We start from the raw sequence: 11,773 nt of genomic DNA on the forward strand, positions 1-11,773 counted from the left end.
CTATTCACGGTCTTCCGCGGTGGTACGCCGGCGCATCACGACGAAGACCCCGAGTGCGGCGGCGAGGACGACGACCGCGCCGATACCGATCACGACACCCGTCGAGGAGCCGCTGTCGGAGCTGCCGTCACCCGCTGCCGGCTCGGCCGACCACCAGCTCCAGTAGCCGTCCTGGCCCCAGAGATTGCCGGCGGCCTCCGGCATCGTCTTGATGGACTTGATCTGGTCGGTACGGTACGCCTCGACAGCGTTGGGATACGCGAGGACATTCATGTATCCCGTGTCGTACAGCCGGGATTCCATCTGCTTGACCAGCGCGGCCCGCTTGGCGGGGTCGTACTCGACGGCCTGTTCGGCGTACAGCTCGTCGAGCTTCTTGTCGCAGATGAAGTTGTCGGTGGCCCCGGTGTCCTTCGGCGTGGCCGGCAGTGCCGAACAGGTGTGGATGGAGAGGACGAAGTCCGGGTCCGGGTTGACGGACCAGCCGTCGAAGGCCAGGTCGTAGTCGCCCTTGAGCCACGGGTCGGAGACATTGTCGAGACAGTCGACCTTGAGGCCGATGCCGAGCTCGCCCCACCACTCCTGGAGATATTTGCCGATCGCCTTGTCGTTGGGGTCGGTGGCGTGGCAGAGAATACGGAAGTCGAGCGCCTTGCCGTCCTTGCCGACGCGCTTGCCGCTGTTGTTCTTCCGGTAGCCGGCCGTGTCGAGGAGAGCGGCCGCCTTCGCCGGGTCGTACGCGATCTTCTGGCTCGCGTCCGGCTTCCAGAAGTACGGTGCGAAGCGCGGCGGGAGGTATCCCTCGCCCTCCACCGCGTGTCCCTGGAAGACCTTGTCGACGATGGTCCTGCGGTCGGTGGCGTGGAAGAGGGCCTTGCGTACGGCCGGGTCGAGCAGCGCCTTGTGGCCGTTGCCGAAGGTCTTGCCGTCCTTCGACCTGGCCCCCGGGTTGGTGGCGAGTGCGAAGAAGCGGCGGCCCGGCGCGTCATTGACCTTGATGTTCCTGGCGCTCTTCAGGGACGCGGCCTGGGCGGGGGTGAGGCCCTGGACGAAGGAGACCTCGCCCTTCCGCAGTGCCGCGACCGCCGCGTCGCCATCCTTGTAGTACTTCAGCACCAGCTCGTCGAACTTGGGCGCGCCGCGCCAGAAGTCCTTGTTGGGCTTGAGCTTGACGAACTGGTCGACCTTGAAGTCGGTGACGATGAACGGGCCGTTGCCGACGATCGGGAACTGCTTGTCGTTGTTGAACTTCGAGAAGTCGCCGACCTTCTCCCAGACGTGCTTGGGCACGATCGGGACGTCGAGCGCCGTCATGGTGGCCTGCGGCTTCTTCAGCTCGATGACCAGCGTCTCGGGGTCGGGGGCGGTGACCTTCTTGAAGTTGGAGGTGAAGCTGCCGTTGGCGGTGGCGGCGTTCTCGTCCGTCATCATCTTGTTGAAGGTCCAGGCGGCGTCCTCGGCGGTGGCCCGCTTCCCGTCGGACCACGCGGAGTTCTTCCTTATGGTGTACGTCCACGTGAGCTTGTCCGGGGACGGCTTCCACTCGGTGGCGAGGCCGGGGACCGCGTGCGCGTCCTTGACGTCGTAATTCGTGAGGTAGTCGTAGGCCAGTCGGTGGACGGTGGTGCTGACCAGCCGCTGCGCCAGGAACGGGCTGAGGGAGTCCACGCTCTGCGAAATGGCGACGGTGAGGACCTTCTTGCCACTGCCGCTGCCCTCGGCAGCCTGGGCTTGGGACCGGGCTTGAACCAGGGACCGGGCTTGAACCTGGGGCTGGGTCTGGGGCTGGGTCTGGGCCGCCTGGGCCTGCGGGGCCACTGCCGGGGCCATCACCAGCGCGGAGGCGGCGGCGCCGGTGGCGAGGACCAGTCGGAGGCGGGGGCTGTGCCGGGGGGAGGGGTACGGAGCCTTAGTGACCATGGGACGGGGACCTCGCGTCATCACTCGCTCGGAGAAGGCGGGTAGATCTGTGGTTCGCCAGCTGGTGAAGCGTAGGTTTATCAGCGGTGGTCGAGTCAGTCAACGGCCCGTCAAACCCCTTGTGGGCTGGGAGAATGCGATGAGGGAATGCGATGAGGGCCCGCACCGTGGAGACGGTACGGGCCCTCATTGGTAGAGACCTCTGCAGCGTTACTGCTGAGGGGCTGGCGGTGCCTGCGGAGGCTGCTGCTGGGGCCATCCGGCGGGCGGTACGGGCCCCTGCAGCTCGGGCTGTCCGGGAGCACCGGGCTGGCCCTGCTGGCCCTGCTGCGGCGGCTGGCCCTGGTGCCCCGGCGGGGGTCCGGCCGGACTCGCGGCGGACTGGGCCTGGGAGGGCAGCGACTGCTGCCACCCCTGCGGCGGGTACGGCTGCTGGGGTTGCTGCTGCCCGCCGTACGGAGGCTGAGGCTGCTGCGGCGGGTACGGCTGCTGGGGTTGCTGTGGCGGGTAGGGCTGCTGACCGGGCATCGGCTGTCCCTGTCCCTGTCCGTGCTGCTGCCCCTGCCACTGCTGCTGGCCCGGCGCCTGCGGCTGTCCCTGGCCGTGACCCGGCATCGGCGGGGCCAGATGCGGCGGCGGGTTGCCGTCGGCGGTCCACAGCCCCTGCTGCTGCTGGGCGCGTACGAAGTCCTCGGCGATCAGGGCCGAGAGGTTGAAGTACGCCTCACGGGTCTTGGGACGCATCATGTCGAGGTCGACCTCGGCGCCCGCGGACAGGTGCTCGTCGAAGGGCACCACCACCACACCGCGGCAGCGCGTCTGGAAGTGCTGGACTATGTCGTCGACCTTGATCATCTTGCCGGTCTCGCGGACCCCGGAGATGACCGTGATGGAACGCTGCACCAGCTCGGCGTACCCATGGGCGGACAGCCAGTCGAGCGTCGTCGAGGCGCTGCTCGCACCGTCCACGGACGGCGTGGAGATGATGATCAACTGGTCGGCGAGGTCCAGCACACCGCGCATCGCGCTGTAGAGCAGACCGGTACCCGAGTCCGTGAGGATGATCGGGTACTGCTTGCCCAGTACCTCGATCGCGCGCCGGTAGTCCTCGTCGTTGAAGGTCGTGGAGACCGCCGGGTCGACGTCGTTGGCGATGATCTCCAGCCCGGAGGGCGCCTGCGAGGTGAACCGGCGGATATCCATGTACGAGTTGAGGTACGGGATCGCCTGAACGAGGTCACGGATGGTGGCCCCGGTCTCGCGCCGCACGCGGCGGCCGAGCGTACCGGCGTCCGGGTTGGCGTCGATCGCCAGGATCTTGTCCTGCCGCTCGGTGGCGAGGGTCGAGCCCAGTGCGGTGGTCGTGGTGGTCTTGCCGACCCCGCCCTTGAGGCTGATGACCGCGATGCGGTAGCAGGACAGCACCGGCGTACGGATCAGCTCGAGCTTGCGCTGGCGCTCCGCCTCCTCCTTCTTGCCGCCCAGCTTGAAGCGGGCGGCGCTGGAGGGATTGCGGCTGCTCTTGGCCTTCTGCTTGCCGCGGACCAGGCGGTCGGAGGAGAGCTCGACGGCGGCCGTGTAGCCGAGCGGGGCGCCCGGCACGGAACGCTCCCGCTGGTCATGGGTGACCGGCGTGGGCCAGGCGGCACCGGTCCGCGGGTCGGTGGGCTGGCCGACCGGCGGCTGGGCGTGCGGCTGGGTCTGGGGGTGAGCCTGCGGGTGGCTCTGCTGCGCGGGCAGATGGGGCGTGGCGGGCGCAGGCAGGTTGGGCGTCTGCGACGCCTGCGGCGGCAGCGGTACGGGCGCCTGCGCGCCGGGCTGCGGCCCTGGCTGACCGGGCTGGGGGAATCCGTATCCACCGTGCGGGGTCGGCTGCCCGGGTGCGGGCTGTACGGGCTGGCCCTGCTGGGGGAATCCGTAACCGCCCTGCTGCGTCTGGGGGTTGGGGTTCTGCGCGGCGGGGGGCAGCGGTGCCGCGGGAGCGGGCTGACCGGGCTGAGGGAATCCGTATCCACCGTGCGGGGCAGGCTGCCCGGGTGCGGGCTGTACGGGCTGGCCCTGCTGGGGGAATCCGTAACCGCCCTGCTGCGTCTGGGGGTTGGGGTTCTGCGCGGCGGGGGGCAGCGGTGCCGCGGGAGCGGGCCGGTCCTGCTGCGGGAACCCGTAACCGCCCTGCTGCTCGGCGGGCGCCGAGTGCCAGGCAGGCGCGGCCTGAGGGGTGTTCTGCACCGGCGGCTGAGGATGCTGCTGTTGCTGCGGTTGGGGGGCGGACTGCTCGGCGGTCTGCACGGGCATGGGCCACTGTGGTGCGGACGTCGGCGCGGCCGGCTGGAAGGCGGGCGGCAGCGGCGGCAGTCCGGCGTTCTGTGCGGCCGGTGCCGGTGCCGGTGCCGGTGCCGGTGCCGGTGCCGGTGCCCAGGGCTCAGCGGGCGCGGGCGGAGTGTCCTGGGGTACGGCATCGGTGACCGCGGGCACGGCATCGGCCGGCTCCTCGGCCGTGGCCTCCGCCTCCGGCGCAGTGCCCGGGGCAGCCTCGTCGCCGGACTCGGCGTCGCCACCGGAGTCCTGCACCTCCGCATCCTGTACCTCGGAGTCCTGCACTTCCGCGTCCTGCATCTCCGCGTCCTGGGCGCCCTCGGGCTCCCCGGCCGTGGCCTCGGCGGCATCACTCTCGTCCACCGCGTCGGGCTCGGCGTCGCCGTCGGTCCCCGTACCGGTCTCGCTCCCGGGCTTGCTCCCGGTCGCGGAACCGGGATCGTCCGCCTCCTTGGCCGCCGCCAGCTCCGCCATCTCGCGCTTCAGTGAGGCAGGGGAGAACCGCATGGTCGCCCCGCTCTCCACATCGCCGCCGCCGAAAGGCTGCGGCGCCTCGGGCGCGGGCTCCGGGGACGCTTCGGCGGCGGGCGCCGGAGCGGGCGCCGCAGGCGGCGTCGGCTCAGCCGCCTGCACCGGAGCAGGAGCAGCAACAGGGGCAGGCGCGGGGACGGACGCAGGCGCAGGCGCGGGCGCGGGAGCGGGCGCAGGCGCAGCGACGGGATCCGGCGCGGGTGCCGGAACGGGCGTCGCAGGCGGCGTCGGCGCGGGCGTCGGCGCCCAGTTCGGCTCGAAGCCACTGCCCGCGGGCAGCCCCGGCACGGCCACCGGCGCCCCATTGGGCGGCGGAGGAGTCGGTGCATGCTGACCCGCGCCCCCGCCCGACGTATCGCCTGTCGCATTCTGCGTGTACCAGGCCGGCGGGGTGTAGTCGATGGTGAACTCACCCGTCATCTCGGCGGGCTCCGCGTCGGACTGATCATCGACGGGAATGTTCCAGCCCCCGTGGATCTCGTCCCGATCGCCGTTCACTTTGCCTCCTGGTGTGGTCGAGCACCCTTGTGCCGTGGTGGGTGGGGGCGACCGCTGTCTTCCGATCGGCCCGGCTCTCCCCCTTGGGACGCGGACAACCTGCCCGTAGGTTCTTCTGCCGCGCCCCGACCCACCCTAATCGCCAACAAAGCCGGTCCGGCAGGCCCGCCCACCCGTCGGCTGCTGTCCCGTACGTCACGCCCTGCCCCCAAGTGATGCGAGTGCGGCAGAGCGTAAGGAAACCGAGGGGGTAAATCGGTACAACTGCGTACGGACTTCAGTCCGCTCAGTCCATCCGGCGAGCGCTGCCCAACAATCCGGTCTCGGCGTCAGTGGCCTGTGTCATGACGAACCGGCGGTCCCGCGGCGTGCACCAGAGTGTGACGCCGTCCGAGAGGGTGGACAGCGCCTCCGCCTCGGCTCTCGGGAGATGCATGATGCGCCCGATCTGGCGTGCCTCGTCGGGCGAAACGCGCTGAATGCCGACCAGACCCGACTTCTCCATCAGCCGCGGCGCCACCGGGCTCAGATACGGCAGCAGCGTCACCACCGACTGCCACGGTGCCGAGACCACCCGCCCGCGAGGCGGCCGCATTCCGCAGTCCCGCACCACGACCACCGGACTGCCGGCCGAGGCTCCCTGGGGCGGCACCCGGCCCACGTCGTGCAGCGCGATGCACTGCTGCCCGCCGCCCGCCGCCTGGGCGAGGGCCGTCCAGGCGGGCGCACGGCCCGTCTCCACGGTGACCCGCGCACCCGTCGCGGCCGCGCGCAGCGCGAGCACCTGCGCCGTCCACAGGCCGCCGATGAGTGTGACGTCGTACGGCGTGGGGCGGTTGATGCCGAGCACCGCGGGCTTGCTCTCGGCGTCGACACCGATGACCACGCCGTCGTCGCCGACCGGCAGCGCCAGCGCGGCCAGTTGGTCGACGGACATCGCATGGCGGTCCCGGCGCGGGCCGATCAGTCCGAAGCCGATACGCGGCTTGGCGGCGGGTGCAGACATCAGCGGGCTCCCCCGAGCGGCAGAGTGGCGAGCATCCCGGGCAGCTGTTCGCGGTCGAGCCGCACCAGCCCGGTCTTGACCCCACGGGCGGCGCGCTCCAGTTCGTGGCGCGCGGTGACCAGTTCCTCGTCGCTGCGTCCGGTGATGCGTACGTGCCCGGTGACCGTCACACCCTGCCGGTCGCCGTGCCCCAGCGTCAGGCTGAAGGTCGTCGCCAGCGCGGGGATCGAGGTGAGCAGGGCGACGGGCTGCGGCATCGGAGCCCCGCCGCCGCCCAGTTGGGGCCAGCGGCCCACCCAGTACGTGGTGTGGCGCCGGTCGTCGACGCGCCAGGTGCGCGAGGTCTCCTGGGTGCGTCGCGCGGGCGCCTCGGCCCGGCCTGCCTGGGCGATGGCCATCGGGCTGGCGCAGGAGGAGGTGGCGACGGCCGCCGTCAGCTCCTGCTCGGTCAGGACGGTCGCCCGGAACCCGGCGCCGGTCAGCCTGCTCGCGAGCTGGTCGGCGGCCCGCACCAGGCACTTCTGCGCGCCTTCGAGGCCGCCACCGCGTGCTGCCACCGCCTCGGGGCAGAGCTCGGGGTCGAGTTTGAGCGCGATCCAGGTGATCCGGAGCGCGGGCGCCCCGGTCTGGGCCTGCAGGGGCGCGTAGTTGCGCGCGGCCACCGACTGCTGCGGCAGATGCGGGGCGGGGGCGGGCTGGGTGTGCTGGACGATCTGCGCCGACTCCAGCCGTACGCCGTCGACGTCCATCACATCCCGTACGAGAGCCATGGGCAGCGGCCGCGCGGTGCGGTCGGGCCGCAGGGCCGTCGCGTCCGACTCGACCTGCAGCACGGCCGTCAGAAACGTGCCGTCGCCGATCATCCCCACCGGGCGGCGGTCGCGGTCGCTGTAGGTGTACGTCCGCAGGGCGGGATCGCACTCGACGGCGGGCGCGAGCCCCGGTTCCGTATCGGGCGCAAGGACCGCGGAGGCGGCCCTGCGCCTGCGCGCGCGCAGGGCGAAAACGGTGGCGAGCCATTCGGGCAGCGAACGCCGGTGCCGGCGCACCAGGGCCAGCAGCACCAGCAGCGCGGCCACCACACCGGCCGGCACCAGCAGCAGAGGGTCGATCACCCAGGCCACCAGCAGCAGCGCGGCGGCGATCTCGATCAGTACGAGTTGTTGCAGTCGGAACGGACCGAAGTGCCCCGGGCGTGCCTTGAGTCGGGGTGCGGCCGGTGCCTGGGACGGCGCGGCGGGCCTGACGGCGGCCTGCCCATGGGCTGTTGGCCGCACCCGCGTCGCGGAAGCCATTATCGCGCCACCCCCCGGTTCATTAGGCCCCAATTCATCCCGATCACCCCTGTCCGGCCCTGCTCAGCAAGGCCTCTGGCGGCTGGATCACCCTACCCGCCCCACAACCACCACCGATCAACAGGCATAGTAGGGGCCCGGTCCGACAACCAGGGCCCGGGGACCGTGCTCACCACAACGTCCCCGCGGGGAGACAGTGCCTTTCTTTACCAATGGGGACTCATGGCATCACGGCGGGATGAGCTCAACGCGTACACCTTTGCGAAGAAGCGCACGGTCGCGGCATTCCTCCAACCCTCCGCCACGGGTACGGAGGAGGGGGCGCCGCGCCCGATGCGCGCGATCATCCCCAGCCTGATCGTCGGCGCGCTGATCCTCGCGGGCTTCGGTGCGTTCGGCATGTTCAAGCCGAAGGCACCCAAGGACTGGGCGGCGCCCGGCACCAAGGTGATCGTCGGCAAGGACTCCACCACGCGCTATGTGGTGCTGGAGACCCCCGGCAAGGGCAAGGACAAGAAGGCCCTCCTCCACCCCGTACTGAACCTCGCCTCCGCGCGACTGCTGCTCACCCCCCAGCAGTTCAAGGTCATCCAGGTCAGCGACGACATCCTGGACGCGGGCAAGCCCCCGCGCGGTCCGATCCTCGGGATCCCCTACGCACCGGACCGGCTGCCCAGCCACACCGAAGCGGCCAAGCCCAAGCGGTGGGCCGTCTGCGAGCAGCCCGGTGGCGGCAAGGGCAACACCGTGCAGAAGGCGACGTTCGTCTTCGGCGACCGTGATCTGGAGCTCACCGAGGGCGAGCAGAAGCTGAGCGGCGGACAGGTCCTGTACGTCAAGGGGCAGAAGGGGAAGCTCCGTTACCTGGTGGACGCCTCCGGTACCAAGTACCTGGTGCGCGGCACCACAGAGGACGCCGACTTCCTCACCCGCGCGCTCGTCGGTGAAAGGGTGGAGCCGCAGGCAGTCACCGACGACTGGCTGGCGACACTGCACGACGGCAGCCCGATCGACTTCCCGGTGATCCCCGGCACGGTCGGCGCCGACGCCGGTGTCGGCGGAGGGCTGACGCCCGAGCAGGACAAGGTCGGCATGGTCCTGAAGGCTGAGACCGGCTCCGGCCGTGTGTACTACGTCGTCCTGGCCGGCAAGGTCCAGCCGGTCTCCGCATTCACCGCCTGGCTGCTCATCAACTCCCCGCAGACCCTGAAGCTCAACATGCGCGGCGAGGCGACCAGCGTCGACGTGGCGTCCTTCGCTCCGGAGAACGACATCTTCGGAGCGCAGAACCGCTGGCCCGAACTGAGGACCAAGCAGGTCAACTCGGCGAGCGGCGACCGCGACACCATCTGCAGCGTGCTGCGCAAGGTCGACGGCAAGGGCCGTACGACCCTGTCGACCTGGGCCGGCTCCAAGTACCCCGCGGAGATCACCGCGGGCGGTACCAGCACCTACGTCACCCCCGGATCCGGTCTGCTCTACACCCAGGTCCAGGGCAAGCAGACCAGGCCCGACGGCTCGCTGTTCCTGGTGACCGACACCGGACTGCGGTACGCGGTCCAGGCGAACGGCGACAGCGACACGGACCGCTCCGACATCGGCACGGGCGGCCAGGAGAAGCAGCAGGACGGCCGCCCCGAGCCCAGCCAGGCGCAGATCCGGCTCGGCTACGAGAAGGTCACCCCCTCCTTCGTACCGATCACCTGGTCGGAGTTCCTGTCCAAGGGCCCCCGGCTGGACACCAACAGCGCGCGTCAGCCGCAGGGTTCGTAAGAGGGAGTGCGAACGATGCTGCACATGCGCGCAAAGACCGCCCTGCTGACCGCCGCGACGGCGCTGACGGGCCTGACGGCGATGCCCCCGGCCGCGTACGCCGCCGAAACCCCGCACCACCTCGGCATCAACGGCAGCGGGGAGTGCACCTTCCCGATGACGAAGCAGATCGCGGGCATTCCCTGGCCGCTCCAGCGGGTGTTGCTCGACGAGCTGTGGCAGGACACCAAGGGCAAGGGCATCCGGGTCGCGGTCATCGACACCGGCGTGGACATCAAGAACGACCAGCTCGAGTCGGCGGTCGACGCCTCTGCGGGCAAGGACCTCCTCAAGCCCGACAAGGACGCCGGGGAGGACGACAAGCGCGGCAAGACCAACGGCACGGTCGACGAGGTCGGCCACGGCACCAAGGTCGCCGGGATCATCGCGGCGCGCCCCCGTAAGGGCACCGGCTTCGTCGGTCTGGCGCCCGAGGCGACGATCATCCCGATCCGCCAGAACGACGAGAACAACAGCGGCAACGACCTCACCATGGCCACGGCGATCGATCACGCCATCGCCAAGGGTGCCGATGTCATCAACATCTCCCAGGACACGACGAAGCCGCTGCCGCTCACCTCGAAACTCAACCAGGCGGTGCAGCGGGCGATCCAGGCAAAGGCCGTCGTGGTCGCCTCCGCCGGCAACGACGGCATGGACGGCAAGCTGAAGAACACCTTTCCCGCGGCGTTCCCGGGTGTCCTCGCCGTAGCCTCCTCCGACCGCAACAACGAACGTGCCGCCTTCTCGCAGGCGGGCGAGTTCGTGGGCGTCGCCGCCCCGGGCGTCGATGTCGTCTCCACCGTTCCCGGTAACGGCCAGTGCGTCGACAACGGCACCAGCTTCTCGGCGCCGTACGTCGCCGGGGTCGCGGCGCTGCTGAAGGCCAAGTACCCGAAGTGGACGGTCTCGCAGATCATCGCGCAGATCGAGCAGACCGCGGAGCGCAGCATCAACGGCCGCGACAACTTCGTCGGTTGGGGTGTGATCGACCCGGTACGGGCGATGGACGGCGCCGACGGCCCGCCGGAGGCCCCGACGGCGGACCCGGGGCCCCCGAAGCCGCCCGCTCCCGAGCCGGCGCATCTGGCGATGTCCGAGACCGTCCAGGAACGCAACGAGCGGTACGCAACCTATGCGTTGGGAATCTGCGTCGTACTGGTGTCGGTGATCGCCGGTGGGGCGACGGTCGTCCGGGACACCCGGCGCAGGAGAGCCCGGTGAGCCAAGTCTCCCTACGGGGCTTTGCAGTTGGAACTGTCGTATCAAGTGGATAGAGTGACGGCGGGACTCAGTGAGAACTGATGTCCGGCACGGGGGCGGCATCCAATCGGCTTCCGTCTACATCGCCGTCGTAGAAAGAAGGGGCACAGATGTCGGGTAAAGACCTGAAGGTAACTAGTTCCGATATTGGGGAACTTTCCGGCAAGATCCAGGCGTTTCAGACGAACCTGAGCGGCCGGATCGGCGACCTCAACCGCGTCGTCGACCTCATCCAGGGTGGCTGGAAGGGTGCGGCGAGCCAGCAGTACGACGTCACGCAGACGGAGCTGAACCGGAAGCTCAAGAACCTGCAGCAGAGCCTCGAGAACCTCGAGAACATGGTCAAGATGAGCGCCGACGGGTTCGACGCGCAGGAACGCGAGCGCATGTCGTCCTTCACCAAGATGGAGAACGCCAAGGGCAACAGCAGCGCCATTCTCGACGTCTGAGTCGTCCGCACTGTTCGCTGAACTTCGCCACGAGGAGTAAAGAATGACCACTGCCGTCAATTACGACACAGTGACCCAGGCGGCCCGTGACACCACCAAGACCGCCTCGGACCTGAGCGACCAGCTCCGTACCCTGCTGGGCCACGTCAACAAGGTCGCGGGCGACTGGGACGGTGAGGCCAAGGAGGCCTACATCGCGATCCAGCGCCAGCTGGCGACCGACATGGACGGGCTGAACCAGGACCTGAACACGATCGCGCGTCTGCTCAGCGACTCCGTCGTGGGCTACCAGGACACGGACAAGGGCAACGCCGCTCGCTTCCGCATGATGATGTGACGAGCGCTGCTCCATCGACAAGGGGGGTTGCCCGCGCGAGCGGGCAACCCCCCTTATCGTATCCGTACGCCTGCCTGAGCGATTGCCCCAGTGCCTACTTGAGATCGAACTCGCCGTCACGCGCTCCGAGGACGAACGCCCGCCACTCGGCTTCCGTGTAGCGCAGCACCGTCCCCGGGTCCAGGGACGAGCGCATGGCCACGGCCCCGTCCGGCAGATACGCGATCTCGACCCGCTCCTCGTCCTGGCTCGTGCCGGGCGCGCCGACCCACTCCACGCCGGAGATGTCGAGGGCGTACAGCTCTTCCTTCTGGCGTTCCTTCTCGCTTGCGTCAGCCATCGGCGC

The 11,773-nt window shown here is 69.8% G+C and carries 9 protein-coding genes; 4 read left to right on the forward strand and 5 right to left on the reverse strand.

The window, feature by feature from the left end; genetic code table 11:
• The 4 genes from OG883_RS07480 to eccE all read right to left on the reverse strand — a co-directional run bounded on the left by OG883_RS07480 (nt 1) and on the right by eccE (nt 7,566).
• Nucleotides 1–1,920: an ABC transporter substrate-binding protein gene (locus OG883_RS07480; RefSeq protein WP_266536645.1), complete on the reverse strand. Its 1,920-nt coding sequence runs from the start codon at nt 1,918–1,920 to the stop codon at nt 1–3.
• Nucleotides 1,921–2,130: 210 nt separating this feature from the next.
• Nucleotides 2,131–5,265, reverse strand: a complete 3,135-nt coding sequence (locus tag OG883_RS07485; RefSeq protein WP_266536647.1) for an SCO5717 family growth-regulating ATPase — start codon at nt 5,263–5,265, stop codon at nt 2,131–2,133.
• Between the two features lie 286 nt (nt 5,266–5,551).
• A complete protein-coding gene (locus OG883_RS07490) occupies nt 5,552–6,271 on the reverse strand; it encodes a hypothetical protein (RefSeq protein ID WP_266536648.1) in 720 nt (239 codons plus the stop codon).
• Nucleotides 6,271–7,566: a type VII secretion protein EccE gene (gene eccE / locus OG883_RS07495; RefSeq protein ID WP_266536651.1), complete on the reverse strand. Its 1,296-nt coding sequence runs from the start codon at nt 7,564–7,566 to the stop codon at nt 6,271–6,273. The genes OG883_RS07490 and eccE overlap by 1 nt, the downstream gene beginning before the upstream one ends.
• Nucleotides 7,567–7,788: 222 nt before the next feature.
• On the opposite strand from eccE, the gene eccB reads away from it, so the two are divergent.
• From eccB to OG883_RS07515, 4 genes are all read left to right on the forward strand, one after another.
• Nucleotides 7,789–9,339, forward strand: coding sequence for a type VII secretion protein EccB (gene eccB, locus OG883_RS07500; protein ID WP_266536654.1), 1,551 nt, complete (start codon nt 7,789–7,791; stop codon nt 9,337–9,339).
• Between the two features lie 15 nt (nt 9,340–9,354).
• Nucleotides 9,355–10,602 (forward strand): type VII secretion-associated serine protease mycosin, encoded by a 1,248-nt coding sequence (mycP, locus tag OG883_RS07505; protein ID WP_266536657.1) that lies wholly within the window; start codon nt 9,355–9,357, stop codon nt 10,600–10,602.
• Nucleotides 10,603–10,751: 149 nt separating this feature from the next.
• Nucleotides 10,752–11,090 carry a WXG100 family type VII secretion target gene (locus tag OG883_RS07510; RefSeq protein WP_266536660.1) on the forward strand — a complete coding sequence of 113 codons (339 nt, stop codon included), beginning with the start codon at nt 10,752–10,754 and terminating at the stop codon, nt 11,088–11,090.
• Between the two features lie 43 nt (nt 11,091–11,133).
• Nucleotides 11,134–11,427, forward strand: coding sequence for a WXG100 family type VII secretion target (locus OG883_RS07515; protein WP_266536663.1), 294 nt, complete (start codon nt 11,134–11,136; stop codon nt 11,425–11,427).
• Nucleotides 11,428–11,521: 94 nt separating this feature from the next.
• Here OG883_RS07515 and OG883_RS07520 read toward each other — a convergent pair whose 3' ends face one another.
• Complete coding sequence (locus tag OG883_RS07520) at nt 11,522–11,767, reverse strand: DUF397 domain-containing protein (RefSeq protein WP_266536666.1); 246 nt, start codon at nt 11,765–11,767, stop codon at nt 11,522–11,524.
• Nucleotides 11,768–11,773 lie beyond the last annotated feature (6 nt).

This window comes from Streptomyces sp. NBC_01142 (genome assembly GCF_026341125.1).
In the GTDB taxonomy this organism is placed as follows: domain Bacteria; phylum Actinomycetota; class Actinomycetes; order Streptomycetales; family Streptomycetaceae; genus Streptomyces.